The following is a 25,457-nucleotide window of genomic DNA, read 5'->3' as shown; positions in this document are numbered from 1 at the left end:
TCACACGACGCGAACACCAAGAGACACACAAGATGGAAGTTTCTCGCATCCGGGCCCTGCGCGGCCCTAACCTCTGGAGCCGCCAGACGGCCATCGAGGCCGTGGTGGCCTGTGAGCCCGCCGAGTGCGCGCTGGAGGCCATGCCCGGTTTTGAAGATCGCCTGCGCAAGCTGTTTCCCATCCTGGGTGCACTGCGGCCAGCGGGGCGGCCCGATCACATCTCCCTGGCCCATGTGCTGGAGGCGGCCACGCTGGCGCTGCAGGCGCAGGCCGGTTGTCTGGTCACCTTCAGTCGCACAGCGGCCACCCTGGAAGAGGGCATCTACCAGGTGGTGGTTGAGTACAGCGAAGAGGCCGTGGGCAAACTGGCGCTCAAGCACGCCCAGGCCCTGATCACGGCAGCGCAGCAAGACACGGCTTTTGATCTGCAGGCAGCTCTGGTGGAGCTGCGTGATCTGGATGAAGATGTGCGACTGGGGCCGAGCACCGGTGCCATCGTGACGGCCGCAGCGGCCCGTGGCATTCCCTGGCGTCGCCTGACGCAGGGCAGTCTGGTGCAGTTCGGCTGGGGCGCCAAGCAGCGCCGCATCTGGGCGGCCGAGGTCGATTCAACCAGTGCGGTGTCGGAATCGATTGCCCAGGACAAGGATCTCACCAAGCGTCTGCTGGCCGCCGCCGGTGTGCCCGTGCCCATTGGGCGTCCGGTGCGCGATGTGGACGACGCCTGGGCCGTGGCCCTGGAAATTGGCTTGCCGGTGGTTGTGAAACCGCAGGATGGCAACCAGGGCAAGGGCGTGACGGTCAACATCGTCAGCCGGGATCACCTCGAAATCGCCTACAAGGCGGCGGAGGAGATTGGCACCGTCATGGTCGAGAAGTACCTGCCGGGGCACGACTTCCGCCTGCTGGTGGTGGGCGACAAATTGGTCGCAGCCGCACGCCGTGAGCCCGCTCACGTGATTGGCAATGGCATCCACACGGTGCGCGAGCTGGTCGAAGAGGTCAACAAGGATCCGCGTCGCGGCGATGGCCATGCCACCGCGTTGACCAAGATGCGCCTGGACGACATCGCCGTGGCGCGCCTGGGCATCCAGGGCCTGACGCCGGAGTCCATTCCGGAAGAGGGGCGTCGCGTCATCTTGCGCAACAACGCCAACCTGTCGACCGGGGGCACGGCCACCGATGTGACCGACACCGTGCACCCGGCCGTGGCGGCGCGCGCCATCGCGGCGGCGCAGACCATTGGCCTGGACATCTGCGGGGTGGACGTGCTGGCCGAAGGCATGCACCAGCCGCTGGAGTTGCAAAACGGCGGCATCGTCGAAGTCAACGCCGCGCCTGGTCTGCGCATGCACCTGTCGCCATCGTTCGGCAAGGCGCGCAATGTGGGCGAGGCCATGGTGGCCCACCTGTTCAAACCGGGTGAGGACGGGCGCATTCCCGTGGTGGCTGTGACCGGTACCAACGGCAAGACCACCACCGCGCGCCTGGCCGCGCACCTGCTGGCCACCAGTGGCCTGCGCGTGGGCATGACCAACACCGATGGCGTCTATGTGAACGGTCGCCAGATCGACAGTGGCGACTGCTCCGGCCCCAAGAGCGCCCGCAACGTGCTGATGCACCCGGATGTGGATGCCGCCGTGTTCGAAACCGCCCGGGGCGGCATCCTGCGGGAGGGCCTCGGCTACGACCGGTGCCAGACCGCCGTGGTGACCAACATCGGCGCGGGCGATCACCTGGGGCTGAACTACATCACCACGGTCGAAGATCTGGCGGTGCTCAAGCGCGTCATTGTCATGAACGTGGCCGAAGACGGCTATGCCGTGCTCAACGCGGGTGACCCCATCGTGGTGGCCATGGCCGCCAAGTGCCCGGGCGGCGTCATCTATTTCTCGGCCGAGCCCCATAACCCCGTGCTGACCGCGCACCGGGCGCAGGGCAAGCGCAGCATCTGCATCGACGGCGATGCGATCGTCGTGGCCGAAGGCAGCTGGCGCGAATTGCTGCCGCTGCGTGACATTCCCATCACCCGCAACGGCACGATCGGCTTCCAGATCGAGAACGTGATGGCGGCCGTGGGCGCGGCGTGGAGCAGTGGCCTGGACTGGGATTTGATCCGCCGCGGCCTGGCCAGCTTCGTCAACGACGCCGACAACGCGCCGGGTCGCTTCAACGTGATGGACTACAAGGGTGCCACCGTCATTGCCGACTACGGCCACAACCCGGACGCCATGCGCGCCCTGGTGGCGGCCGTCAATGCCTTGCCGGCCCAGCGCCGCTCGGTGGTGATCAGCGGGGCCGGTGACCGTCGCGATGAGGACATCCGCGAGCAGACCGTCATCCTTGGGCAGGCGTTTGACGACGTCATCCTTTTTCAGGATGCCTGTCAGCGCGGCCGGGCCGATGGCGAGGTGCTGAAGCTGTTGCGCGAGGGGCTGGAGAACGCGCCGCGCGTGCAGCACGTGGGTGAAATCCGGGGTGAATTCCTGGCCATCGACACGGCCTTGAGCCGCCTGCAAGCGGGCGATCTGTGCCTGGTCCTGGTGGACCAGGTCGAAGAAGCGCTGGCCCACCTGGCGCGCCGCTGTGAAGCGGCTGCGGGTGGCACGAACGCCTGAGTCCAGGCAGATGAGCGCGGTTCCGCCGTGTCAGTACGACACGGCGTAGCGCGTGCCGCGGTAGCGGAACACCGCTGACTTCAAACGGATCTCTTCCAGCACCAGCCCGGCAGCGGGCTGGTCGCCTTCGTGGAAGACGCGGTTGTTGATCAGCAGCATCCGGTTGGCCGGGTTGTCCGAGTACATCGCGCCGCTCACCGCCAAGGGCGGCAGGCTGCGTCGCACCTCATCTGGCAATTCGGCCAGCGTGGGCACCTGCTTGCTGGGCGCGGGCGCCGGCGCCGGGGCCGGGTCCACGTGAACCGGTGCGCGTGGCGTGGTCACGATCGTGCGTGGCAGCACCGTTTCTGCGCGCGTCACGCTGCGCTGCGATGGTGATGGCTGCGTGGTGGCCACAGCCTCCGGCACGGCGGTGGGCGCAGACTGGGGCAGCGTGGCGGCTGGCGTGATCGCCGGTGCGCGCACGGGGACGGGCGGTGGGGGCATCGCCGTTGGTGTGGAGGCGGGCTGAGCCACGGCGGGCGGCGCCACCGGGCGCGTCCATTGCCAGACGGCCCCCAGCGCCACCAACACCAGGAGCGTACCCAGGCCCATCACCCAGCGCGGAGGTGTGTGCAGGCGTGGGCCTTCCTCCAGGTTGGAGTGAGCGGTGGGCGTGTGCAGGCCCGGTACCTGGCCTTGTTCACGTTCGGCGTCAGCCTTCTTCAGGGCATCAAGGATGTAAGACATGAGCGGGCTGGCTGGCAGGCGAAGAGGGGGCCGTGGTGGGGGCCGAGGCGTTGAGACGTGGTTCGGCCACACCGATGGCCCGATTGAGTTGCATCAGGGTGGTCGCGCCCACCACCCCATCGGGCGCCAAGCCCTGGGCCAGTTGGAAGGCCTGCACCTGGGCTTCCAGGGTCGCGTCAAACGTGGGGGCCGCGTTGGCGGGCAGGGTGCGCCCCTCCAGGCGGGCCAGTTGGGCGGCCACCCACCCGACGGTGGCGTTGCGCTGCCCCAGCAGCAATTTGGCGCGGTAGTCCGGTGGGGTGCGCCACAAGGTCACGAAATCACCACGCCACAAGGTCGCCAGGGTGCCCAGGGGCAGCCGCACGGTTTGCGCACCCGTTTGCAAGTGGGCGTGTTGCGCATCCACGCCCGTCAACACCACATGGCGGACCTGCATCCCCGTTTGCAGACGCAGCATCACAGGGCGGTCCAGTTGTCGGATCTGGGGCAAACCGCCACTGTTGGGATGGCACATCAAACCTTGGCGCCAGGCGTTCTGGCAGACGTCGCCTGGCACGGCTGGCACTTGCCAGTGCGTCAGCAGCAGACGCAGGGCGGTGTTCTCGTCGGGCAGGGCCGCTTGCATCAAGTCGGTGGCGCTGACCACCTCGGCCCGCTCGGCCACGTCTGGGCGGGGGACGAGCCCGGGTGGGCGACCGGTCACGGCGCGCGCGGGTTGTGAGGGCGAGGATGCGGCAGCGTGTGCCGCCGCCACCGGCCCTGGGGCCACGGTCGAGGGTGCCTGTCGAGACAGCCACAGGGCCGCCCCGACGCCGGCCACTCCGAGCAGGGCCAGGCTCGCCAGAGCCAGCTGGGCGTGTCGGCCCGAGGGCGTGCGCGCCATGGGAGCGCTGGCTGCGGCCTGCGCACGCTGGCGCGCCATGCGAGGGAACACCTCGGCGGCGGCTTTGTCGACAATCGCCAGGGTCACCTGTGGCTGGTTCTCCGCGTAGGCGCCGAGCAACGCGCGGTCACACAAGAGGTTGATGCGCCGGGGCACCCCGCGCGTCCAACGGTGAACGCGGCGCACCGCCTCGCTGTCGAACAGGCGCCCACGCGCCAGGCCCGCCACCTTCAGCCGGTGCTGGATGTACTGCGCCGTTTCGGGCGCAGACAAGGCATCGAGGTGAAAGCGTGCAATCACCCGCTGCGCCAGTTGCTCCATGTCGGGGCGCTCCAGCATGTCACGCAGCTCCGGCTGACCGATCAGCATGATCTGCAACAGCTTGCGCTCATTGGTTTCCAGATTCGTCAACAGCCTCAATTGCTCCAGCACCTCCGCGGACAGGTTCTGGGCTTCGTCGATGATGAGAACGTTGGTGTGGCCCTCCGCGTGACTGCGCAGCAGGTAGGCATTGAGCCGGTCCACGTTCTCCTTGACCCCTGCTGGAGCGGCTGAGCGGGCGACGTCGGGCAGGTGGAATTCCTCGCAGATGGTCTGCAGCAACTCCGGCACCGTCAGCTTGGGGTTGAAGATGTAGGCCACATGGCAGCGCGGCGGCACCTGCTCCAGGAAACAGCGGCACACCGTGGTCTTGCCCGCGCCGATCTCGCCGGTTAACAGCACGAAGCCGCCCCCGCCGCCTACGCCATACAGCAGGTGGGCCAGGGCCTCGCGGTGCCGCTCGCTCATGAACAGATAGCGAGGGTCGGGCGCGATCGAAAAGGGCGGCTGGGTCAGACCAAAAAAGGGCGCGTACATCTGCACAGGATAACGGCCCCCGTGGGTCTGTCATGCCCTGTCCAGGTGCACAATTGGCAGATGATGCCGCCGTTGACCCTTCCTGCCACCAGCCTCACCCCTGTGACCTATGTGGTGGACACCAACGTCATCCTGGTGGCCAACGGCCAACACCCGGATGTGAGCTCAGCCTGCGTGACGGCATGCCAGGACTGGCTGCAGCGCATCATGGCCGAGGGGCGTGTCGCCCTGGACGAGGACTACGCCATCGTGGGCGAATACCAGCACAAGACCCATGCCGGCCATGGCGAGGGCGTGGGCGATGCCTTCGTGCGCTGGGTGCTGCACCATGTGGACGACGCCGCCCGTTGCGACCTCGTGCGCCTTGACCCCGATGACCAGCGCGGCTTTCTCAGCTTTCCGGTGGACGAGGATCTGACCCACTTTGACGACGCTGACCGCAAGTTCGTTGCCGTGGCACATGCACATCCCGAGCGCCCGCCCATCCTGCAGGCCGCCGACTCCAAGTGGCTGGACTGGGCACCCCATCTGGCCGATCACGGCGTGCAGATCCGCTTTCTGTGCTGCGCCGATGTCCAGGAATTCCATAGCCACAAGTTCGGCTGCTGATTCACTCTGCGTGACGCCACCCATGTCGCATACCCACGATTTTTTCCGCTTCCCGCACACCCCCCACATCGCCTGGCTGGCCAGCGGCACGCCGCGCGACGACAAGGTGCTGTCACCCGATGAGGCCCAGGCCCTTCTGCAGCACCCCGTCGTGGTCGAAGAAAAACTGGACGGTGCCAACATGGGCATCTCCTTTTCGAGCGAAGCCGTGCTGCATGTGCAAAACCGTGGTCAGTACCTCAACAAGCCCTATGGCGGCCAATTCTCCCGGCTGGACGAGTGGCTGGCCATCCGCGAGGGCGATCTGTTCGATGCCCTGGGCGACCGCCTGATCCTGTTCGGAGAATGGTGCGCCGCCCAGCACTCGCTGGACTACGAGACGCTGCCCGATTGGTTCCTCGTGTTCGATGTGTACGACCGCGACGAGCAGCGGTTCTGGAGCACCCGCCGCCGCCATGAGCTGGCTCAGAAGCTGGGCCTGCGCGAGGTGCCGCGCGTCAGTGCAGGGGAGACCACGCTGCCCGTGTTGACCGAGTGGGTGAACACTCACCGCAGCCACTACCGGCTCGGCTCGCTCGAAGGCGTCGTCGTCCGTCATGAGGACGAGGACTGGCTGCTGGGCCGTGCCAAGCTCGTGCGGCCGGACTTCGTGCAGAGCATCGAAGAGCACTGGCGCAGCCGCGCCATCCAGTGGAACCGCGTGGCCTGGACGGACGAGGGCTGAGCATGGCAGAGCAACACGGCATGCCGTTTTTGCGCGAGACCCTGGAATTTCTCGTGCTGGCGGGCGTCCTCATCCCCTTGCTGCAACGCCTGAAGGTCAACCAGGTTCTGGGCTTTCTGGGGGCGGGCTTGATCGTGGGGCCCTACGGGCTGGGCCTGTGGGTCGATGTGTGGCCCTGGCTGTCGCAATTCACCTTCCCGCAGCGTGCGGGCGTGACGGCGCTGGCCGATCTGGGCGTGTTGTTCCTGATGTTCATGATCGGGCTGGAGTTGTCCGCCGAGCGCCTGTGGGCCATGCGGCGATGGGTGTTTGGCGCGGGCACCTTGCAGGTGGTGCTGTCGTCGGCCTTGATCTGCACGCTGGCCATGGGCTTTGGCAACTCTTGGCAGTCCTCGCTGGTGCTGGGCATGGTGCTGTCGCTGTCGTCCACGGCCGTGATCGTGCAACTGCTGTCTCAGCGCGAGGCCCTGGCCACCCCCATGGGCCAGTCCGTGTTCGCCGTGCTGATGTTCCAGGACCTGGCCGTCGTGCCCGTCCTCATCCTCATCGACCTGCTGGGCCGCGGCAGCAGCCCTGACATGTGGTCGGTCACCGGCTTGACCTTGCTCAAATCTGTGGTGGCCGTCGTGCTCATCTTCGTGATAGGGCGCAAGGTCATTCGCCCGCTGTTCCGCAATTTCGCGCGCCAGCGTCAGGCCGATGTCTTCATGGCCCTGACGCTGCTGGCCACCCTCAGCATCGCGGGCCTCACGGCGGCGGCGGGTCTGTCGATGGCACTGGGCGCCTTGCTCGCTGGCTTGCTGCTGGCCGAGACCGAATACCGCCACGAGGTCGAGGTCACCATCGAGCCCTTCAAGGGGCTGTTGATGGGCCTGTTTTTCATGACCGTTGGCATGGGCATCGACGCCCGCGAGATCCTGGCCAACCCGCTGTGGGTGCCACTCTCGGTCATCGGCCTCATCTTGATCAAGGCGGCGGTCGTCACTGTCATCTTCCGCGTCGGCGGGCTCAGCTGGGGGCGCTCGGTCGAGTCCGGCTTGCTGCTGGGGCAGGGCGGTGAGTTCGCCTTCATCGTGGTGGGCGTGGCGGCTGCCAGCCAGCTGCTGTCGCCAGGGATGGCACAGTTCGTTCTGCTGGTGGTGGGCCTCACCCTGTTCGTCACCCCAATGGTGGCGCAATGGGGGCAATGGCTGGGCACGCGTCTGGATGCCAGGCACCCGCCCGCCAGTCCGCTCAGCATGCTGGAAACCGTGCCCTCCCTGGGTACAGGTCAGGTGGTGGTGGCCGGTTACGGTCGTGTGGGCCAGCTGATCGGTGAGCTGCTGCTTGACCAGGGCGTGTCGTTTGTCGCCGTCGAGCAAGACGCCAACCTCGTCGCGCAGCTGCGCAACAAAGGCAAGCCCGTGTTCTATGGCAATGCCGCCCGCCCGGAGTTCCTGCAACGTCTGCACGTCGGCCAGGCTGCAGCGGTGGTCGTGACCATGGACCAGCCGGCGGCCGCGCTGGCCACCGTGCGCGCGGTGCGCGGTGAGTACCCGCAGCTGCAGATCTTTGCCCGCTCCCGCGACACCAAACACGCGCGCGACCTGCTGGCCGCGGGCGCCAACATGGTGATCCCGGAAACGGTCGAGGCCGGCTTGCAGCTGTCGGCGTTCGTGCTGGAGGCCCTGGGTGTGCCCGAGACCACCGTGGGCCATGTGCTCGACCGCGAGCGCACGCGCCGCGTGGCCGATCTCAACAACGGCGCCGTGACCTGAGTCGGGCGCGCGGTCGGTGAAGCCTTAAGGCTGCGCCAGCCAGCGCTGAGCCAGCTTCACCCACAGGGTGCCGCCCAGCGGAATCAGTTCGTCGTTGAAGTCGTAGCTGGGGTTGTGCAGTGTGCACGGTCCCAGGCCATGGCCGCCTTCACGGTGCGTGCCGTCGCCGTTGCCGATCACGAAATACGCCCCCGCTTGTTGCTGCAGGAAGAAGCTGAAGTCTTCGGCACCCATCGTGGCCTCGAACTCCTGCACCCGCTCCGGCCCCACCACCTCGGTCATCACCTGCCGCGCAAACGCCGTCTCGGCGCTGTGGTTGATGGTGGGCGGGTAATTGCGCTGGAACTCGAACTCGGCCGTGGCGCCGAACGCGGCACTCAACTGGTGGCTCAGCTCCCGCATCCGCTCTTCGATCAGGTCCAGCGTGTCGTCGGTGAAGGTGCGCACCGTGCCCTGCAAGGTCACCGAATCGGGCACGACGTTGGTGGCCTCGCCGGCCTGGATCATCGTCACCGAGATCACCCCGGCTTCCGAGGGACGCATGTTACGGCTCACGATGGTTTGAAACGCTTGCACCAACTGGCAGGCCACGGGGACCGGGTCGATGCCTAGGTGCGGCTGGGCCCCATGGCAGCCCTTGCCCCGGATGGTGATGTGGAACTCGTTGCTCGAGGCAAAGCAGGGGCCATCCTTAATGGCGAAGGTGCCGGCGGGCATGCCCGGCCAGTTGTGCATGCCGAAAATCGCATCCATCGGGAAGCGCTCGAACAGCCCATCCTTGATCATCTCGCGGGCGCCGCCGCCCCCTTCCTCGGCAGGTTGGAAGACCAGGATCACCGTGCCATCGAAGTCGCGGGTGGAAGCCAGGTGCTGCGCCGCCGACAACAACATCGCCGTGTGACCATCATGGCCGCAGGCGTGCATCCGTCCGTGATGGCGGCTGGCGTGCGCAAACTGGTTGTGCTCGGTCATGGGCAGGGCGTCGATGTCGGCGCGCAAGCCGATGGTGCGCGGGCCCGGCCGCCCTGGAATCACCCCCACCACCCCGGTCTTGCCCAAGCCCCGGTGCACCTCGATGCCCCAGGCTTGCAGCGTGCGGGCGATGACCTCGGATGTGCGCTCCTCCTGAAAACACAACTCCGGATGAGCGTGAATGTCGCGGCGCAGCACGCGCATGGCATCGCTTTGCGCCAGCAGTTCTGGCAAGACGAGTGAGGTCGGGATGACTGGGAGCTGGGACATCGGAATCTCACCGCAAAAATGGCGTCGAGCCCATCTTACCCGCCCGGAAAGCCCCCTCATCAAGGGGGAAGATTGTCTGCCATTCGATCAACTCTTGAGGCTGGGGCTTGACGTGGGGAGTGAGCTATTTATAGTTCGCGCCTTTGACACCCCTTCTTACTTTTGAGGACGCTCATGAGCGACGTGCAGTTTCAGCAAGCCCATAACCTCGGTCTGTCCAAGGCCCGCGAACTGGCCCAACGTTGGGCCGACGGCGCCGCAGCCAAGATGGGCCTGACCTGCAAGCACCAGGAAGGTGCCGAGCAGGACGTCATCGCCTTTGAGCGCTCGGGTGTCAACGGCACCATGACCGTCACCGCCAACAGCTTCGACGTGAACATCAAGCTCGGCCTGATGATGAAGGCCTTCAAGCCCATGATCGAGGCGGAAATCGCCAAGAACGTCAGCCGCATGGTGGAAAAGGCCTCGGGCACCCAGGCCTGAGGCGGGGCATGGCCGGGGCGCCGAGCACGCTGAGCCGTGCCGGCCTAGAATCGCCCCCTCCATGAGCGCAGTATCCTTTCAGCACGTTTCCAAGACCTTCACCTCCGGCGGGCGCAGCGTGCGCGCCCTGCAAGATGTCAGTTTTGACATCGAAGAAGGCGAGTTTTTCGGTTTGCTGGGCCCCAATGGGGCCGGCAAGACCACCCTCATCAGCATCCTCGCTGGGCTGAGCCGCGCCTCGTCAGGCCGGGTCACCGTGCAGGGCCATGACGTGGTGAGCGACTACGCTGCATCGCGCCGCGCCTTGGGGGTGGTGCCGCAAGAGCTGGTCTTCGACCCCTTCTTTTCAGTTCGTGAAACGTTGCGCAACCAGAGTGCCTACTTTGGCCTGAGGCGCAACGACGACTGGATCGACGAGTTGCTCGCCCACCTGGGCCTGAGCGACAAGGCTGAGGCCAACATGCGCCAGCTCTCGGGTGGCATGAAGCGCCGCGTGCTGGTGGCACAGGCGCTGGTGCACCGCCCACCCGTCATCGTGCTCGACGAGCCTACCGCCGGGGTTGACGTGGAGCTGCGCCAGACCCTGTGGCACTTCATCGCCCGCCTCAACAAGGAAGGGCACACGGTGCTGCTGACCACCCATTACCTCGAAGAAGCCGAAGCCCTGTGTCACCGCATCGGCATGCTCAAGAAGGGTGAGCTGGTCGCGCTGGACCGAACCTCGGCCCTGCTGGCTGGCACGGCCTCCACCATGCTGCGCTTCAAAACCGATGCCGCCTTGCCGCCCGATCTGGCTGCACAGGCCCGCATCACCGGCCGTGTGGTGCAACTGCCGGCCCGTGATGCCGCCGAGGTCGAAACCCTGCTGGCGCGTCTGCGTGAGGCCGGTTGCGCGGTCGAAGACCTGGAATTGGGGCGGGCCGACCTGGAAGACGTCTTCCTGGCCATCATGCAAGGTCAGCAAGGAGCACGGGCATGAACTGGCGCCAGTCTTTCGAGGGCGTTCGCCCCCTGTTCATCAAGGAAGTCATGCGCTTCTGGAAGGTGGCCTTCCAGACCGTGGGGGCCCCGGTGCTGACCGGCATGCTCTACCTGCTCATTTTTGGCCATGTGCTGGAAGATCGCGTCGAGGTCTTCCCCGGCGTGCGCTACACCAGTTTCCTCATCCCCGGCCTGGTGATGATGAGCCTGCTGCAAAACGCCTTTGCCAACGCCTCGTCCTCGCTCATTCAGAGCAAGATCACTGGCAACCTCGTGTTTGTGCTGCTGACACCCTTGTCCCACCGCGCCTGGTTCGTGGCCTATGTGGGCGCCGCGCTGGTGCGTGGCCTGGTGGTGGGCCTGGGCGTGTTCGCCGTCGCTGCCTGGTTTGCCTGGCCGGGGCTGGCCGAACCGTGGTGGATGCTCACCTTCGCCATGCTCGGCGGCACCTTGCTGGGTTCGCTCGGCCTGATCGCCGGCCTGTGGGCTGAAAAGTTTGATCAGTTGGCGGCATTCCAGAACTTCGTCATCGTGCCCATGACCTTCCTGTCGGGCGTGTTCTATTCGGTGCACTCCCTGCCGCCGTTCTGGCACAGTGTCTCCCACCTCAACCCCTTCTTCTACCTGATCGACGGCTTCCGTCGGGGCTTCTTTGGCGTCAGCGATGCCAATCCCTGGCTGAGCCTTGCCGTCGTGGGCACTGCCACGACGCTGGTCGCCTTGCTGGCCCTGCGCCTGCTCAAGACCGGCTACAAAATCCGTCATTGATTGCTTGAAAGACACGCCATGGCCAACCCCACCCCCGACGAAGTCCAGCAGTACATTGCCGCCGGCCTGCCTTGCACCCACCTGTCTGTCGATGGCGACGGGCAGCATTTCTTTGCCACGATCGTCTCCAGCGAGTTCGAAGGCAAGAGCCGCATCACACGCCATCAGCGCGTTTACCAGGCCCTCGGCGATAGAATGCGGGAGCAGATCCATGCGCTGTCGATGAAGACCCTGACGCCCGCCGAGTGGGCCGCGCAGGCCTGAGCCGGCCGCACACGGTTTTTTCACGGTCACCCCTAATTCAGGCGCGACCTCCACTGCGGTGGAGGCATCGCGCCCTCTGTGTTTCATGGACAAACTCCTGATCCGTGGCGGTCGTCGCCTCCAAGGCGAAGTGACGATCTCCGGCGCCAAGAACGCCGCCTTGCCCGACCTGTGCGCCACGCTGTTGAGCGCCGAGCCGGTGACCCTGGCCAATGTGCCGCAGTTGCAGGACGTGTCCACCACGTTCAAGCTGCTGGCCAACATGGGTGTGGTCGCTCGTCGCCACGAGGACAACCCCGACCTGGTCACACTCGATGCCGGTGGGGTGGCCAACCCCGAGGCGCCGTACGAGCTGGTCAAGACCATGCGGGCGTCCATCCTGGTGCTGGGCCCGTTGCTGGCACGCTTCGGTCGCGCCCGCGTGTCGCTGCCTGGTGGCTGCGCCATCGGCTCGCGCCCGGTCGACCAACACATCAAGGGGCTGCAGGCCATGGGTGCGCAGATCACGGTGGCGCACGGCTACATCGAAGCCAGCACCCCGCTGGACGCGAACGGCCAGCCCACGCGCCTGAAGGGCGCCAGCATCACCACCGACATGGTCACGGTGACGGGCACCGAGAACTTCCTGATGGCCGCGGCCCTGGCCGAGGGCGAAACCATCCTCGAAAACGCCGCGCAAGAGCCCGAAATCTCCGACCTGGTCGACCTGCTGGTGGCCATGGGCGCCCAGATTGAAGGGCGTGGCACCAGCCGCATTCGCATCCAGGGTGTCGAGCGCCTGCACGGCCTCACGCCTGCACAGGCGCACCAGATCATTCCTGACCGCATCGAGGCCGGCACCTTCCTGTGCGCCGTCGGTGCCGCTGGGGGCGACGTCACCCTGCGCCGTGCCAAGGCCGAACACCTGGGCGCGGTCATCGACAAGCTGCGTGAAGCCGGCGTCGGCATCGAAACCGGTGCCGACTGGATCCGCGTGACCGCCAACAGCCGTCCGAAGGCCGTGGGCTTCCGCACCCGTGAGTACCCCGCCTTCCCGACCGACATGCAAGCCCAGTTCATGGCGCTTGACTGCGTGGCCGAGGGCAGTGCGGTGATCCACGAAACCATCTTTGAAAACCGCTTCATGCACGTCAACGAGCTGATCCGCCTGGGCGCCAACATCACGGTGGACGGGCGCAGCGCGGTGGTCACCGGGGTGCCCAAGCTGTCCGGCGCCACCGTCATGGCCACCGACCTGCGCGCCTCGGCCAGCCTCGTGATCGCCGGCCTGGTGGCCGTGGGCGAAACCCTGGTCGACCGCATCTACCACCTTGACCGTGGCTACGACCGCATGGAAGCCAAGCTGCGCGGCATCGGTGCCGACATCACACGTGTCAAGGGAGCCGCCTGATCATGATCACCCTCGCACTCTCCAAAGGCCGCATCTTCGAAGAAACCTTGCCCTTGCTGGCTGCCGCCGGCATCGAGGTGACCGAAGACCCGGAAAAGACCCGCAAGCTCATCCTCAACACCAACCGCCCTGACGTGCGCGTGGTGCTGGTGCGTGCCACCGACGTGCCCACCTACGTGGCCTACGGCGGTGCCGACATCGGCGTGGCCGGTAAGGACATCCTCATCGAGCATGCCGGCAGTGCCGGCGGCAACGATGGCCTGTACCAGCCGCTCGACCTCAACATCGCCAAGTGCCACATGAGCGTGGCCGTGCGAGCTGACTTCGACTACGCCGCCGCCGTCAAGCAAGGTTCGCGCATCCGCGTGGCCACCAAGTACACCACCATCGCCCGCGAGCACTTTGCCAACAAGGGCGTGCACGTGGACCTGATCAAGCTGTACGGCTCGATGGAGCTGGCGCCCCTGACGGGCCTGGCCGATGCCATCGTCGACCTGGTGTCCACCGGCAACACCCTCAAGGCCAACAAGCTGGTCGAGGTCGAGCACATCATGGACATCAGCTCGCGCCTCGTGGTCAACCAGGCCGCGCTCAAGCTCAAGCGCGATGACATCCGTGCGCTGATCCAGGCCTTCGAGTCGGCCATTCCGGCCTGAGCGCTTCGGCAGAGCCTGCCGCTGACCTATGACGCCGATCGCGAGAACCCATCGCCTCGGCGTCGTCCTCGCCCCTGATTTCTGAGATCCTTGGCACCATGACAGTCCAGATTCGCCACCTCGCCACCTCCCAGCCCGACTTCGAAGCCGCCTTCCAGAAGGTGCTGCATTGGTCGGCCGAGACCGACACGGCCATCGAAGACCGCGTGGCCGCCATCCTGGCCGATGTGCGCAGCCGCGGCGATGCCGCCGTGCTGGAGTACACCGCCCGCTTTGACCAACTCGATGTGGCGACCCTGGCCGACCTGGAGCTGGGTCAAGGCGAGCTGAAGGCCGCATTCGACAGCCTGCCGGAAGTGCAGCGCACCGCCCTGGAAGCCGCCGCCGCCCGCGTGCGCAGCTATCACGAGCGTCAGAAGCAGGCCTGCGGCCTGAGCTGGTCCTACCGTGACGAAGACGGCACATTGCTGGGTCAGAAAGTCACACCGCTCGACCGCGTGGGCATCTACGTGCCCGGCGGCAAGGCCGCCTATCCCTCGTCCGTGCTGATGAACGCGATTCCCGCCCATGTGGCCGGCGTGGCCGAGATCATCATGGTCGTCCCCACGCCCCGTGGCGAGAAGAATCCGCTGGTGCTGGCCGCCGCCTACGTGGCCGGCGTCAGCCGGGCCTTCACCATCGGGGGGGCACAGGCCGTGGGCGCCCTGGCCTATGGCACCGCCACCGTGCCGAAGGTGGACAAGATCACCGGCCCCGGCAACGCCTACGTGGCCAGCGCCAAGAAGCACGTCTTCGGTCAGGTCGGCATCGACATGATCGCCGGCCCCAGCGAAATCCTGGTGCTGGCCGACGGCACCACGCCGCCCGACTGGGTGGCCATGGACCTGTTCAGCCAGGCCGAGCACGACGAGCTGGCGCAAAGCATCCTGCTGTGTCCGGACGCCGCCTACATCGCCCAAGTGCAAGCGGCCATCGATCGCCTGCTGCCCACCATGCCACGCGCGGCCATCATCCGTGCCTCGCTGGAAGGGCGTGGCGCCCTGATCCACACCCGCAGCATGGAAGAGGCCTGCGAGATCAGCAACCGCATCGCCCCCGAGCACCTGGAGGTTTCCTCCAACGATCCGCACACCTGGGAGCCTCTGCTGCGTCACGCCGGAGCCATCTTCCTGGGCGCCTACACCTCCGAGTCGCTGGGCGACTACTGTGCTGGCCCCAACCACGTGCTGCCCACCTCGGGTACCGCGCGGTTCTCGTCGCCCCTGGGGGTCTACGACTTCCAGAAGCGCAGCAGCCTGATCGAGGTCAGCGAGGCCGGCGCCCAGGTTCTGGGCAAGACCGCCGCTGTCCTGGCCTATGGCGAAGGCCTGCAGGCCCATGCCCAGGCGGCCGAGTTCCGCCTGCGCGTCAAGACCTCGAACTGATACCGCCCCCCGGTACCTGGGGACGGGGCTGTTCAGCGATCAGACTTGGCGTTAGCATCAGCGGAGAGTGGCGATTGTTCTGATTTCTGATCAGATGTGGCAAGGCGCCGAACCGCTGGGAGTGCGTGTGCTGAGTGCCGTTGGGTTGATCTTCGTCGGGTGGTGTGCGGGTGGTTGTGCCGGTGCCTGGCATGACCGGTGAAGGCGTGTCTGTGCCCACCTGGGGCCTGCTGCTTCTCGTGCTGGCGATGGTCTTGGCCTTCCTCATGAGCCTGCGTACGCATCCCGATCCTCGACGCGGTCCCCGTGCCGGCCTGGGCAATGCCTTGCTGTCGTCGGACCCCTTGCAGCGCGCGCGCATCTGGCGCTTTCTGTTCGGGGCCAGCAACCATGCCTTTGGCTTGTTGGCCTTGAATTACGGTGCTCATCGCGGTGTGCTGGATGCACCTTCCGTCCAACTGTTGACCGGGGTGGCGGTCTTGGCCATCGGTGGGATCTACCTGGTGTTGCGCACAGGTCGGAACCGCGGTTTTGCCGACCCCGCCCTGATCGAAACTCAGATGTGGGTGGGCATCGTCTTGCTGGGCTGGGGCTACTTGATCGGCGGGCCGGGCCGGCCTGTGGCGCTGATCCTGCTCTTCATCATCCTGATGTTCGCGCTGCTCACGGTCACCTTTCGGCAGATGGCCCGCGCCAGTGCGCTGGCCGTGCTGGTCTTTGGCGCGGCCTGCCTTGGGGTGGTGGGGCAGGAGGGCTCACAGCCTCTCGTGATCGAGTTGCAGGTGCTGTATTTCTGCGTCCTGCTGATCATTTTGAGCAGCGCCTGCGTGCTGGTGCGCCAACTCGCGCTGCTGCGTGAACGCGCGGCGCACGCCCGGCACGATCTGGCCGAGGCCATGGCCAAGCTCCATGGGCAGGTCATCCGGGACGAGTTGACCGGGCTGTTCAACCGACGCCACATGCACAAGCTCCTGCGCATCGAGCAGAGCCGGGCCGATCGCTCAGGCTTTCCCTGGTGTGTTGCGATGATCGATCTGGACCTGTTCAAGCGCGTCAACGACGAACACGGCCACGCCGTGGGCGACGAGGTGCTGCGCGCCACCGCCCAGGTGCTCAGTGGCGGGCTGCGTGGGGCGGATCAGGTGGCCCGCTGGGGTGGGGAAGAATTCCTGGTCATGTTCCCGGATACCGACAGCGACGATGCATGCCAGGTGCTGGAGCGCATCGGGCAGGCCCTGTCGCGCACCCAGGTCAGTCCCACCGTGCCGGACCTGCGGGTCACGTTCTCGGCGGGCGTGACGCGCCATCTGGCCGATGAGCCTCTGGCGCACACCATTGACCGGGCGGATCACGCCCTTTATCGTGCCAAGGCGTCGGGACGCAACCGCACGGAGTGCCTGTCCGGACCGGTCTGACAGTCGGGATGACACCCTCGTGAGATAATCGACCAGGCTAACCGCGCTGTTTCAGCCTTGGCCCCATGAGCACTCTCGATACCCTCTTGAATACCTTCCGCGCCGATGTGCGCGCCATGCACGCCTACCACGTGCAGGATGCCGCCGGCTACATCAAGCTCGACGCGATGGAAAACCCCTTCACCTTGCCGCCCGCGCTGCAGGAGGAGCTGGGCCAGCGTCTGGGCCAGGTGGCGCTGAACCGCTATCCGGGTGCTCGCCAGCAAGACCTGCACGCGGCCTTGCGCCGCCACGCCCACATTCCGACTGACTGCGGTCTGGTGCTGGGCAATGGCTCCGATGAGCTGATTTCCTTGCTGTCGGTGGCCTGCGCCCAGCCCGGCGCCGTGGCGCTGGCGCCACTGCCTGGTTTCGTCATGTACGAGGCCTTCGCCAAACAAAACGGGCTGAGCTTCGTCGGTGTGCCGCTCACGGCTGATTTCGAGCTCGACACGCCCGCCATGCTGGCCGCGATCCGCGAGCATCGCCCGGCCCTGACCTACATCGCCTACCCGAACAACCCCACGGCCAACCTGTGGGACGACGAAGCAATCGAGCAGATCGTGCAGGCCGTGGGCGCCAATGGCGTCGGCCTGGTCGTGATCGACGAGGCCTATCAACCGTTCGCCAGCAAGAGCTACCTGGATCGTCTTGCGCGCCATCCGCATGTGCTGCTGATGCGCACCCTCTCCAAGTTTGGTCTGGCCGGGGTGCGCCTGGGCTACATGATGGGTCGCGCCGACCTCATCGAGCAGGTCGAGAAAGTGCGCCCGCCCTACAACATCAGCGTGCTCAACACCGAGGCCGCCTTGTTTGCGCTGGAACACGCTGACGAGTTTGCGCGGCAAGCCGAGGTCATCAAGGCCGAGCGTGAGCGTCTGCTGGCCTTCCTGGCCACTGCGCCCGGTGCCCGTGCCTACCCCAGCCAGGCCAACATGATCCTGGTTCGCGTCAACGACGCCGCGGCCACCTTTGCGGCCCTCAAGTCCCGAGGGATACTCATCAAGAATGTGTCCGGCCTGCACCAATTGCTGGCAAACTGTGTCCGATTGACCGTGGGCCTGCCCTCGGAAAATGACGCCTTGATGACGGCTTTGGCCGAGATCTTGCGTGAACCCCTGACAACTCCTTCTGCATGAACGCTCCTCAACAGGTGTCGGCCCCTGACTGCGCCGACCGCGTGGCCGAGGTCGCCCGCAACACTGCCGAAACCCAGATCACCGTGCGCGTCAACCTCGACGGCACCGGTGCGGCCAAGCTGCACACCGGCATCGGGTTCTTCGACCACATGCTCGACCAGATTGCCCGTCACGGCCTGATCGACCTGGACATTCACGCGGTGGGCGACCTGCACATTGACGGCCACCACACCGTGGAAGACGTCGGCATCACCCTGGGCCAGGCTTTTGCCAAGGCCGTGGGCGACAAGAAGGGGATTCGCCGCTACGGTCACGCTTACGTGCCGCTGGACGAAGCCCTGTCGCGCGTCGTCATCGACTTCTCGGGCCGTCCGGGCCTGCACATCGACGTGCCCTTCACCTCAGGCAGCATCGGTGGTTTCGACACGCAGTTGACCTATGAGTTCTTCCAGGGCTTCGTCAACCACGCGGGCGTGACCCTGCACATCGACAACCTCAAGGGCGTCAACGCCCACCACCAGTGCGAAACCGTGTTCAAGGCCTTTGCCCGTGCCCTGCGCGGCGCACTGGAGCGCGATCCCCGCATGGCTGGCGTGATCCCCTCGACCAAGGGCTCGCTGTGAGCCTGGCCCTCTGTTGCTAACTTGTTGACTCTCATGAGCCAGACCTCGACAGTGGCCGTCATCGACTACGGCATGGGCAATCTGCGATCGGTATCGCAAGCGGTGGAGCACGCCGCCAAGGATTTGAACCTGAACGTGGTGGTGACCAATGACCCTGCTGTGGTGCGCGCCGCCGAGCGCGTCGTGCTGCCCGGGCAAGGCGCCATGCGTGACTGCATGGCCGAATTGCGTGGCGCCTACGGCGGCGACCTGCTGGGCGCCGTGCTCGATGCCGCCGCCAACAAGCCCCTGATGGGCGTGTGCGTGGGCATGCAGATGCTGCTCGACCACTCCGAAGAGCAGGACACCCCCGGCCTGGGCCTGATCCCCGGCAAGGTGGTGCGTTTCCGTCTTGATGGCCTGACCCAGCCTGACGGCAGCCGCTACAAGGTGCCGCAAATGGGCTGGAACACCGTGCACCAAAGCCGCCACGAAGGCGTCTGGGGCGGTCAGCCGCATCCGGTGTGGGCCGGCATCCCTGACGACAGCTATTTCTACTTCGTTCACAGCTACCATGCCGTCGTGAACGACCCCCGGCACAGCGCAGGCGAAACCGAATACGGTGTGCGCTTTACGTGCGCCGTTGCCAGGGATAATATTTTCGCGACGCAGTTCCACCCCGAAAAGAGTGCGGAGCATGGCTTGGCCCTGTATCGCAATTTCCTGCTCTGGCAGCCCTGATGTCGGGCCCGGGCTTTTCAACGACTTCCTCACTGACGCACCACAGCCATGCTGCTGATCCCTGCGATTGACCTGAAAGACGGCAAGTGTGTTCGCCTCAAGCAAGGCGACATGAATGACTCCACCACCTTCGGCGAAGACCCGGCCGCGATGGCCCGGCGCTGGCTGGATGCCGGCGCGCGTCGCCTGCACCTGGTGGACCTCAATGGCGCTTTTGCCGGCCAGCCTGTCAACCAGGCGGCCATCAAGGCCATACTCAAAGAGGTCGGTGAGGAGATCCCCGTGCAACTGGGCGGCGGCATCCGTGACCTCGATACCATCGAGCGCTATCTCGACGGCGGCCTGAGCTACGTCATCATCGGCACAGCTGCGGTCAAGAATCCCGGTTTCCTGCGTGACGCCTGCACCGCCTTCGGTGGTCACATCATCGTCGGCCTGGACGCCAAGGACGGCAAGGTCGCCACCGACGGCTGGAGCAAGCTGTCGGGCCACGAAGTCGTGGACCTGGCCAAGAAGTTCGAAGACTATGGTGTCGAAGGTGTCATCTACACCGACATCGGCCGTGATGGCATGCTGTCGGGCGTCAACATCGAAGCCACCGTCAAGCTGGCCCAGGCCCTGAGCATCCCCGTGATCGCCTCGGGCGGCCTGTCGAACCTGCAGGACATCGAGCGCCTGTGCGCCGTCGAATCCGAAGGCGTCGAAGGTGTGATCTGCGGCCGTGCCATCTACACCGGTGACCTCGACTTCGCCGCCGGCCAGAAGCGCGCCGACGAACTCAACGGCGGCGTCTGACGTGCTTGCCAAACGCATCATCCCCTGTTTGGACGTGACGGGCGGTCGTGTCGTCAAGGGTGTCAACTTCGTCGAACTGCGTGACGCCGGTGATCCGGTCGAGATCGCCGCACGCTACAACGACCAGGGCGCCGACGAACTGACCTTCCTGGACATCACCGCGACCAGCGATGGCCGCGACGTGATCTTGCACATCATCGAAGCCGTGGCCTCGCAGGTCTTCATCCCGCTGACGGTGGGTGGCGGCGTGCGCACGGTCGAAGACGTGCGCCGCCTGCTCAATGCCGGCGCCGACAAGGTCAGCTTCAACTCGGCCGCGCTGGCCAACCCGCCGGTCATACGCGAAGCCTCCGAGCGTTATGGGTCTCAATGCATCGTGGTGGCCATCGACGCCAAGAAGCGTCAGGGTGAAGACCTCGCCGCACGTGGGCCGGGCTGGGATGTGTACAGCCACGGAGGCCGCAAGAACGTGGGCCTTGATGCCGTGGCCTGGGCCAAGCAGATGGCCGAGCACGGCGCGGGCGAGATCCTGCTGACCAGCATGGACCGTGACGGCACCAAGTCCGGGTTCGATCTGGAGCTGACCCGGGCCGTGAGCGACGCGGTCGGTGTGCCGGTGATCGCCTCGGGCGGCGTGGGCAACCTCGACCACCTGGCCGATGGCGTGCAGCAGGGCGGAGCGGATGCGGTGCTGGCCGCCAGCATCTTCCACTACGGTGAGTACACCGTGGCCCAGGCCAAGGCCTTGATGGCGCAGCGGGGCATCCCGGTGCGGCTCTGATTGCACGGCAGGGGCAGAGGTCCCGGCCTCTGCCACCAGTAATAAGGCCGCGTTCACCGCGGCCTTTTCTTTGCGCATCGTGACGTGCGGCCACGGCATGTGGCGCTGCCTCGCCCGTCGCCGTGCTGTGTCCCGATCACGCCGGGTTGTCGATCTCGATGAAGGTGTGCTGCACGCCCAACTGCGCCGCCAGGTGTTGGCCCACCGCCTGCACGCCGTAGCGCTCGCTGGCGTGGTGACCACAGGCCAGGAAGGCCACACCGGTTTCCCGCGCATAGTGCGCCTGCGGCTCGGAAATCTCCCCGGTGAGGAACACGTCGGCGCCGGCCGCAATGGCGCTCTCGAAGTAGCTTTGCGCGCCGCCACTGCACCAGGCCACGCGTCGCAGCGGGCGACCATCGCCGGCCAAGCCCACCGGCTCGCGCCCCATCACCGAGCGAACGCGCGCCTGCAGCGTATGCAAGTCCAAGCCCGCTGGTGCCGCCCCGATGAAGCCCAAATCCTGCTCCCCAAAGCGTGCATCGGCCTGCAGCCCCAGCTGCTCGCCCCACTGCGCGTTGTTGCCGAGGCTGGCATGGGCGTCCAGCGGCAGGTGATAGGCCAGCAGGTTGATGTCATGGGCGAGCAGGCGCTGCAGACGCTGCTTCATCCAGCCGGTCACTCGGCCATCTTGCCCCTTCCAGAACAGGCCGTGGTGCACCAGGATGGCATCGGCCTCGGCCGCGATGGCCGCCTCGATCAGCGCCAGGCTGGCGGTCACCCCGGTCACCACCTTGCGAATGACCTGCTTGCCCTCCACCTGCAGACCGTTCGGCCCATAATCCCGAAAGCGTTCGGCTTCCAGCAGTTGGTGGAGGTGGGAATGCAGGGTGTCTCTATCGATCACGGCGGGCCCTTTCTGGCTTGTGATGTTCATGCGCAAAACCTGGTTGATTTTCTCGCAGACGGTGACCGTTGCCGTCGGTGTGCTCTTTGTGGTGGCGACGTTCCGCCCGCAGTGGCTGTCAGCTTGGACCTCGCGGCAGGGATTGCCCGCGCCCACCGTGGTCGTGGCCGCATCCCCGGCCGCCAGTGCCGCCAGCGCCGAGCGCCAGGCGCTCACCAGTTTCCGTGATGCCGCCCGCAAGGCAGCCCCCACCGTGGTCAGTGTGAGCGCCAGCAACACGGCGGCACGCCAGAACCGTCGCAGCGACCCGTGGTTCCGTTACTTCTTCGGTGACCAGGAGTCGCAGCCGCAGTCCGGCGTGGGCTCGGGGGTGATTGTCTCGCCAGAAGGCTATGTGCTCACCAACAACCATGTGGTTGACCGCATGGACGACATCCAGATCATGCTCACCGATGGCCGCAAGGCAGTGGCCAAGGTCATCGGTACCGATCCGGACACCGATCTGGCCGTACTCAAGATCGAGCTCGATCGCCTGCCGGCCATCACCTTTGGCAGCTCCGACACCTTGCAGGTGGGCGATGCCGTGCTGGCCATCGGCAACCCCTTCGGCGTGGGCCAGACCGTCACGTCGGGCATCGTCAGCGCCCTGGGCCGCAACCAGCTGGGCATCAATACCTTCGAGAATTTCATCCAGACCGACGCGGCCATCAACCCCGGCAACTCGGGCGGCGCGCTGGTGGACATCGACGGCAACCTCGTGGGCATCAACAGCGCCATCTACTCGCGCTCGGGCGGCAGCATGGGCATTGGTTTTGCCATTCCCGTCTCCACCGCCCGTCAGGTCATGGAGAGCCTGATCCGCGACGGCCAGGTCACCCGGGGCTGGATCGGCGTCGAGCCGCGCGACCTGACGCCCGAGATCGCTGAGACTTTCAACCTGCCGCTCAAGGAGGGAGTGCTGATCACCGGCGTGCTGCACAACGGGCCTGCGGCCCTGGGTGGGGTGCGCCCGGGCGATGTGGTGGTGGAGGTGGCCTCGCAGAAGGTCGCCAACACGGCCCAGTTGCTCAATGCCGTGGCCGCGCTCAAACCCGGTGAGGCGGCTCAGTTGCGCCTGTTGCGTGGCGGCCAGAGCCTGACCGCCATGGTTACGGTGGCCAAGCGCCCGAGGGCGGCCCTGCCAGCCCAGGCCCCGCAGGACGACAGCGAAGAGTGAACCCCAAGCCCGCTGATGCGGGCTTTGTTTTTGGATCGTGGAAGTTGGCGCGACCAAGGTGTTGGTTTTATTGACACCTGCCACTGACCGCCAAGTTGCTACCTAGGGAATGTCCTTGTTTTTCAAGCACTTGGCGCGCAGATGGGGCTTTGGCACGGTCTATGCGTTGTTCTGAGTGCGGGGGCAGTTCTCAGCCCGTCAACTAGGCGCATCGACCAACGATGCGGGTTCATCATCATTCAGATGGGGTTCAAAATGAAACACTTGACGTCAACCATGATTGCCGCCGCCGCAGCTTTGCTGGTGGGCTCACAGGCCAGTGCTGCCACGATGGTCACACAATGGGAAGTCGACCTGACTGCACAGTGGACGGCTGCGGGACCTGCAGGGGTCAGCCTCAGCCCCAGTGTGCTGACCTGGGGGACCAGCACCGGCTTCGGTCAGAGTTCTTTGAGCATTACGAACCCTCCCCAGAACCTCCTTGCGAACACCTACGTGGGTGGGGGAGTGCCGCCGCTGGTCAATACGGTTCAGACCTTGACCCTGACGCACACCAACAGGCCAATCACCGGGACCTCGCTGCAGAACGCCACGCTCAATGTGTCTCTGGCGCTGTCCCCCAATCTCCCAAGTCCCTCAGGTCCGATTCCAGGCGTGGCTCCTATCAATTACGCGATCCAGTTTCTGGAAACGCCCAACACATCAGGAACCTGTGTGGTGGCGGGCAGTCCCGTACCGTGTAACGACATTTTCGTGTTGACCAGTGGATTGTTGAATGAAGCTGTGAACTACGACGGGTTCACCTATTACGTGAACGCCTTTCCGATTGGCGGCACGGGGACCTTGCAAACGCTGGCGACCCCTGTTTGCACAGCAGCCGGCGCAGCGGCGGGTTGCCTGGGTTTCACGACGGTGGAAAACACCGCCAATAACCTGATCTTCGGCCTGGCCATTTCCACCGTGCCTTTGTCGGTGCCTGAGCCTGCTGGTCTGGCCTTGGTGGGCTTGGCTCTGGCAGGTGCTGGCATGGCCCGTCGCCGTGTGACGCCCACAGTGTGAGATCCGGCAGGGGCGCCATGTCAGCAGGTGCCCTCCCTCTGGATACACAAAGGCCCGCCATTGGCGGGCCTTTTGCATCAAGCGGGTGCGCTCGAAGAACGCTTTCGCTCAGGTGGCTGCAGCATCGTCGCTGTCTGGCGCCTTCGTGTGCTTGACAAACAACTGTGCCGCCCAGATGCCCACCTCGTACAACAGGCACATCGGGATGGCCAGCGCCAGTTGCGAGACCACATCCGGTGGTGTCACCACCGCGGCGATCACGAAAGCGATCACGATGAAGTAGCTGCGGAAATCCTTGAGTTTTTGCACCGACACCATGCCCATGCGAACCAGGATCACCAGCACCACGGGCACTTCAAACGCCGCGCCAAAGGCCAGGAACATATTGAGTACAAAGCTGAGGTAGGCCTCGATGTCGGGGGCCGCTGTGATGCTTTTGGGTGCAAAGCTCTGGATGAAGGTGAAGACCTTGCCAAACACAAAGAAGTAGCAAAACGCTACCCCGGCGAAGAAGAGCAGGGTGCTGGAGACAATCAGCGGCATCACCAGCTTCTTCTCATGGCTGTACAGGCCCGGGGCCACAAACGCCCAGATCTGGTACAGCACCACCGGCAAAGCCAGCATGAAGGCCGCCAACATCGTCACCTTTACGGGCACCATGAACGGCGAGATCGGGTTGGTGGCGATCAGGGTGGCACCCTTGGGCAGGTGTTCAACCAGCGGCATCGCCAGCAGGTCATACAGGCCGGATGGCGAGGGGTAGATGGCCAGCACCGCAAACGCCACCGCAATGGCAATCACCGCCCGGATCAACCGATCGCGCAGCTCGATCAAATGCGACACAAAGGGCTGCTCTGAGCCCTCCAGCTCGTCTGGATTCGTTTTGGGATCGCTCACAGGGGGATGTCAGGGTTGACGTGGCTTGGAGGCCACCGGAGGGCGGAAGCGCGCCACACGGGCCGCGCCGGACTGCGCATGACGCCGGATGCCGTGCTGCTGCTTGTACCAAAGTGGCATGGCCCCTCGTTTGAGGCGCCAGTTCTTCCGAACGGGCTTGGCGCGGCCATAAAACGGCTGATCGTCGTAGAAACTGGCGGCGGTGGCTTGGTCTTGCTCGCTCAAGGCATCGCCCGCTTCCTGCAAGCCAGCCGAAACGCTTTGACCGATGTCGCGCGCCGCCTCTTCCAGTCCCTCCTTCGCCTTCTTGAGCTCTTCCAGCTCAATCGAGCGGTTGACCTCGCTCTTGACCTCGGAGAGGTAGCGCTGTGCCTTGCCAAGCAGCAAGCCCACCGTGCGGGCCACCTTCGGCAATTTTTCGGGGCCGATGACGATCAGGGCCACAGCCCCGATCAGGGCCAGTTTGTCGATACCGAAATCAATCATGGATCAGGCCACCCC

At 65.5% G+C, this 25,457-nt stretch carries 25 protein-coding genes; 19 read left to right on the top strand and 6 right to left on the bottom strand.

Annotated elements, in window-relative coordinates; translation table 11 throughout:
- Nucleotides 1-32 precede the first annotated feature (32 nt).
- Nucleotides 33-2,618: a cyanophycin synthetase gene (cphA, locus tag AC3WW4_RS14370; protein WP_488829147.1), complete on the top strand. Its 2,586-nt coding sequence runs from the start codon at nucleotides 33-35 to the stop codon at nucleotides 2,616-2,618.
- A 30-nt stretch (nucleotides 2,619-2,648) separates the two neighbouring features.
- Here the strand turns inward: cphA and AC3WW4_RS14365 are convergent, their stop codons facing one another.
- Nucleotides 2,649-3,347 (bottom strand): general secretion pathway protein GspB, encoded by a 699-nt coding sequence (locus AC3WW4_RS14365; protein WP_488829146.1) that lies wholly within the window; start codon nucleotides 3,345-3,347, stop codon nucleotides 2,649-2,651.
- A complete protein-coding gene (locus tag AC3WW4_RS14360) occupies nucleotides 3,331-5,088 on the bottom strand; it encodes an ExeA family protein (protein ID WP_488829145.1) in 1,758 nt (585 codons plus the stop codon). The genes AC3WW4_RS14365 and AC3WW4_RS14360 overlap by 17 nt, the downstream gene beginning before the upstream one ends.
- 72 nt (nucleotides 5,089-5,160) lie before the next feature.
- On the opposite strand from AC3WW4_RS14360, the gene AC3WW4_RS14355 reads away from it, so the two are divergent.
- From AC3WW4_RS14355 to AC3WW4_RS14345, 3 genes are read left to right on the top strand one after another with little or no spacing between them, the layout of a single operon-like run.
- On the top strand, nucleotides 5,161-5,697 hold the full coding sequence (locus AC3WW4_RS14355; RefSeq protein WP_488829144.1) for a hypothetical protein: 537 nt from the start codon (nucleotides 5,161-5,163) through the stop codon (nucleotides 5,695-5,697).
- Between the two features lie 22 nt (nucleotides 5,698-5,719).
- The gene (locus tag AC3WW4_RS14350; RefSeq protein ID WP_488829143.1) at nucleotides 5,720-6,421 is read left to right on the top strand and encodes an RNA ligase family protein; all 702 of its coding nucleotides are present in this window, start codon (nucleotides 5,720-5,722) and stop codon (nucleotides 6,419-6,421) included.
- Nucleotides 6,422-6,423: 2 nt separating this feature from the next.
- Nucleotides 6,424-8,178 (top strand): cation:proton antiporter domain-containing protein, encoded by a 1,755-nt coding sequence (locus AC3WW4_RS14345; RefSeq protein WP_488829142.1) that lies wholly within the window; start codon nucleotides 6,424-6,426, stop codon nucleotides 8,176-8,178.
- Nucleotides 8,179-8,202: 24 nt separating this feature from the next.
- Here the strand turns inward: AC3WW4_RS14345 and AC3WW4_RS14340 are convergent, their stop codons facing one another.
- A complete protein-coding gene (locus AC3WW4_RS14340; protein WP_488829763.1) occupies nucleotides 8,203-9,354 on the bottom strand; it encodes a M20 aminoacylase family protein in 1,152 nt (383 codons plus the stop codon).
- Nucleotides 9,355-9,594: 240 nt separating this feature from the next.
- Here AC3WW4_RS14340 and AC3WW4_RS14335 point away from each other — a divergent pair, with 240 nt between their 5' ends.
- From AC3WW4_RS14335 to hisF, 13 genes are all read left to right on the top strand, one after another.
- Entirely contained in the window at nucleotides 9,595-9,903 is a 309-nt protein-coding gene (locus AC3WW4_RS14335) for a polyhydroxyalkanoic acid system family protein (protein ID WP_488829141.1), read from the top strand.
- A 61-nt stretch (nucleotides 9,904-9,964) separates the two neighbouring features.
- Nucleotides 9,965-10,882, top strand: coding sequence for an ABC transporter ATP-binding protein (locus AC3WW4_RS14330; protein ID WP_488829140.1), 918 nt, complete (start codon nucleotides 9,965-9,967; stop codon nucleotides 10,880-10,882).
- A complete protein-coding gene (locus AC3WW4_RS14325) occupies nucleotides 10,879-11,652 on the top strand; it encodes an ABC transporter permease (RefSeq protein ID WP_488829139.1) in 774 nt (257 codons plus the stop codon). The genes AC3WW4_RS14330 and AC3WW4_RS14325 overlap by 4 nt, the downstream gene beginning before the upstream one ends.
- Before the next feature lie 18 nt (nucleotides 11,653-11,670).
- Nucleotides 11,671-11,916 carry a BolA family protein gene (locus tag AC3WW4_RS14320; protein WP_488829138.1) on the top strand — a complete coding sequence of 82 codons (246 nt, stop codon included), beginning with the start codon at nucleotides 11,671-11,673 and terminating at the stop codon, nucleotides 11,914-11,916.
- 85 nt (nucleotides 11,917-12,001) lie between these two features.
- Nucleotides 12,002-13,306: a UDP-N-acetylglucosamine 1-carboxyvinyltransferase gene (gene murA, locus AC3WW4_RS14315; protein WP_488829137.1), complete on the top strand. Its 1,305-nt coding sequence runs from the start codon at nucleotides 12,002-12,004 to the stop codon at nucleotides 13,304-13,306.
- 2 nt (nucleotides 13,307-13,308) lie between these two features.
- Nucleotides 13,309-13,962: an ATP phosphoribosyltransferase gene (gene hisG / locus AC3WW4_RS14310; RefSeq protein ID WP_488829136.1), complete on the top strand. Its 654-nt coding sequence runs from the start codon at nucleotides 13,309-13,311 to the stop codon at nucleotides 13,960-13,962.
- A 98-nt stretch (nucleotides 13,963-14,060) separates the two neighbouring features.
- Complete coding sequence (hisD, locus tag AC3WW4_RS14305) at nucleotides 14,061-15,386, top strand: histidinol dehydrogenase (protein WP_488829135.1); 1,326 nt, start codon at nucleotides 14,061-14,063, stop codon at nucleotides 15,384-15,386.
- Nucleotides 15,387-15,577: 191 nt separating this feature from the next.
- Nucleotides 15,578-16,801 carry a diguanylate cyclase gene (locus AC3WW4_RS14300; protein ID WP_488829134.1) on the top strand — a complete coding sequence of 408 codons (1,224 nt, stop codon included), beginning with the start codon at nucleotides 15,578-15,580 and terminating at the stop codon, nucleotides 16,799-16,801.
- 65 nt (nucleotides 16,802-16,866) lie between these two features.
- Nucleotides 16,867-17,979, top strand: coding sequence for a histidinol-phosphate transaminase (gene hisC / locus AC3WW4_RS14295; RefSeq protein ID WP_488829133.1), 1,113 nt, complete (start codon nucleotides 16,867-16,869; stop codon nucleotides 17,977-17,979).
- Nucleotides 17,976-18,602 carry an imidazoleglycerol-phosphate dehydratase HisB gene (gene hisB, locus AC3WW4_RS14290; RefSeq protein WP_488829132.1) on the top strand — a complete coding sequence of 209 codons (627 nt, stop codon included), beginning with the start codon at nucleotides 17,976-17,978 and terminating at the stop codon, nucleotides 18,600-18,602. Before hisC ends, hisB begins: the two co-directional genes overlap by 4 nt.
- A 33-nt stretch (nucleotides 18,603-18,635) precedes the next feature.
- Nucleotides 18,636-19,322: an imidazole glycerol phosphate synthase subunit HisH gene (gene hisH / locus AC3WW4_RS14285; protein WP_488829131.1), complete on the top strand. Its 687-nt coding sequence runs from the start codon at nucleotides 18,636-18,638 to the stop codon at nucleotides 19,320-19,322.
- Between the two features lie 48 nt (nucleotides 19,323-19,370).
- Nucleotides 19,371-20,117 (top strand): 1-(5-phosphoribosyl)-5-[(5-phosphoribosylamino)methylideneamino]imidazole-4-carboxamide isomerase, encoded by a 747-nt coding sequence (gene hisA, locus AC3WW4_RS14280; RefSeq protein WP_488829130.1) that lies wholly within the window; start codon nucleotides 19,371-19,373, stop codon nucleotides 20,115-20,117.
- A gap of 1 nt (nucleotide 20,118) precedes the next feature.
- A complete protein-coding gene (gene hisF / locus AC3WW4_RS14275; protein ID WP_290727480.1) occupies nucleotides 20,119-20,898 on the top strand; it encodes an imidazole glycerol phosphate synthase subunit HisF in 780 nt (259 codons plus the stop codon).
- A 136-nt stretch (nucleotides 20,899-21,034) separates the two neighbouring features.
- Here the strand turns inward: hisF and AC3WW4_RS14270 are convergent, their stop codons facing one another.
- Nucleotides 21,035-21,814 (bottom strand): Nif3-like dinuclear metal center hexameric protein, encoded by a 780-nt coding sequence (locus AC3WW4_RS14270; protein WP_488829129.1) that lies wholly within the window; start codon nucleotides 21,812-21,814, stop codon nucleotides 21,035-21,037.
- Here AC3WW4_RS14270 and AC3WW4_RS14265 point away from each other — a divergent pair.
- Complete coding sequence (locus tag AC3WW4_RS14265) at nucleotides 21,813-23,000, top strand: Do family serine endopeptidase (RefSeq protein ID WP_488829128.1); 1,188 nt, start codon at nucleotides 21,813-21,815, stop codon at nucleotides 22,998-23,000. The two genes, AC3WW4_RS14270 and AC3WW4_RS14265, sit on opposite strands and share 2 nt — an antisense overlap.
- A gap of 255 nt (nucleotides 23,001-23,255) precedes the next feature.
- On the top strand, nucleotides 23,256-24,059 hold the full coding sequence (locus AC3WW4_RS14260) for a THxN family PEP-CTERM protein (protein WP_488829127.1): 804 nt from the start codon (nucleotides 23,256-23,258) through the stop codon (nucleotides 24,057-24,059).
- 108 nt (nucleotides 24,060-24,167) lie between these two features.
- Here AC3WW4_RS14260 and tatC read toward each other — a convergent pair whose 3' ends face one another.
- Both tatC and tatB read right to left on the bottom strand, forming a co-directional pair.
- The gene (gene tatC, locus AC3WW4_RS14255; RefSeq protein WP_488829126.1) at nucleotides 24,168-24,956 is read right to left on the bottom strand and encodes a twin-arginine translocase subunit TatC; all 789 of its coding nucleotides are present in this window, start codon (nucleotides 24,954-24,956) and stop codon (nucleotides 24,168-24,170) included.
- Between the two features lie 9 nt (nucleotides 24,957-24,965).
- Nucleotides 24,966-25,442 carry a Sec-independent protein translocase protein TatB gene (gene tatB, locus AC3WW4_RS14250; protein WP_488829125.1) on the bottom strand — a complete coding sequence of 159 codons (477 nt, stop codon included), beginning with the start codon at nucleotides 25,440-25,442 and terminating at the stop codon, nucleotides 24,966-24,968.
- Between the last annotated feature and the right edge of the window lie 15 nt (nucleotides 25,443-25,457).

It is taken from the genome of Aquabacterium sp. TM01 (assembly GCF_057808345.1).
The sequence above is the reverse complement of the archived record's forward strand: the minus strand, read 5'-3'. Positions and strand labels throughout refer to the sequence as shown.

Coding starts and splice junctions, on each gene's coding strand:
- AC3WW4_RS14325 (WP_488829139.1), top strand. CDS start 10,879: ATGAACTGGCGCCAGTCTTTCGAGGGCGTTCGCCCCCTGTTCATCAAG.
- tatB (WP_488829125.1), bottom strand. CDS start 25,442: ATGATTGATTTCGGTATCGACAAACTGGCCCTGATCGGGGCTGTGGCC.
- AC3WW4_RS14360 (WP_488829145.1), bottom strand. CDS start 5,088: ATGTACGCGCCCTTTTTTGGTCTGACCCAGCCGCCCTTTTCGATCGCG.
- AC3WW4_RS14345 (WP_488829142.1), top strand. CDS start 6,424: ATGGCAGAGCAACACGGCATGCCGTTTTTGCGCGAGACCCTGGAATTT.
- AC3WW4_RS14320 (WP_488829138.1), top strand. CDS start 11,671: ATGGCCAACCCCACCCCCGACGAAGTCCAGCAGTACATTGCCGCCGGC.
- AC3WW4_RS14330 (WP_488829140.1), top strand. CDS start 9,965: ATGAGCGCAGTATCCTTTCAGCACGTTTCCAAGACCTTCACCTCCGGC.
- AC3WW4_RS14340 (WP_488829763.1), bottom strand. CDS start 9,354: ATGCGCGTGCTGCGCCGCGACATTCACGCTCATCCGGAGTTGTGTTTT.
- AC3WW4_RS14335 (WP_488829141.1), top strand. CDS start 9,595: ATGAGCGACGTGCAGTTTCAGCAAGCCCATAACCTCGGTCTGTCCAAG.
- murA (WP_488829137.1), top strand. CDS start 12,002: ATGGACAAACTCCTGATCCGTGGCGGTCGTCGCCTCCAAGGCGAAGTG.
- hisC (WP_488829133.1), top strand. CDS start 16,867: ATGAGCACTCTCGATACCCTCTTGAATACCTTCCGCGCCGATGTGCGC.
- hisD (WP_488829135.1), top strand. CDS start 14,061: ATGACAGTCCAGATTCGCCACCTCGCCACCTCCCAGCCCGACTTCGAA.
- AC3WW4_RS14300 (WP_488829134.1), top strand. CDS start 15,578: ATGACCGGTGAAGGCGTGTCTGTGCCCACCTGGGGCCTGCTGCTTCTC.
- AC3WW4_RS14260 (WP_488829127.1), top strand. CDS start 23,256: ATGAAACACTTGACGTCAACCATGATTGCCGCCGCCGCAGCTTTGCTG.
- hisH (WP_488829131.1), top strand. CDS start 18,636: ATGAGCCAGACCTCGACAGTGGCCGTCATCGACTACGGCATGGGCAAT.
- AC3WW4_RS14270 (WP_488829129.1), bottom strand. CDS start 21,814: ATGAACATCACAAGCCAGAAAGGGCCCGCCGTGATCGATAGAGACACC.
- hisA (WP_488829130.1), top strand. CDS start 19,371: ATGCTGCTGATCCCTGCGATTGACCTGAAAGACGGCAAGTGTGTTCGC.
- hisG (WP_488829136.1), top strand. CDS start 13,309: ATGATCACCCTCGCACTCTCCAAAGGCCGCATCTTCGAAGAAACCTTG.
- AC3WW4_RS14350 (WP_488829143.1), top strand. CDS start 5,720: ATGTCGCATACCCACGATTTTTTCCGCTTCCCGCACACCCCCCACATC.
- hisB (WP_488829132.1), top strand. CDS start 17,976: ATGAACGCTCCTCAACAGGTGTCGGCCCCTGACTGCGCCGACCGCGTG.
- AC3WW4_RS14365 (WP_488829146.1), bottom strand. CDS start 3,347: ATGTCTTACATCCTTGATGCCCTGAAGAAGGCTGACGCCGAACGTGAA.
- AC3WW4_RS14265 (WP_488829128.1), top strand. CDS start 21,813: ATGCGCAAAACCTGGTTGATTTTCTCGCAGACGGTGACCGTTGCCGTC.
- cphA (WP_488829147.1), top strand. CDS start 33: ATGGAAGTTTCTCGCATCCGGGCCCTGCGCGGCCCTAACCTCTGGAGC.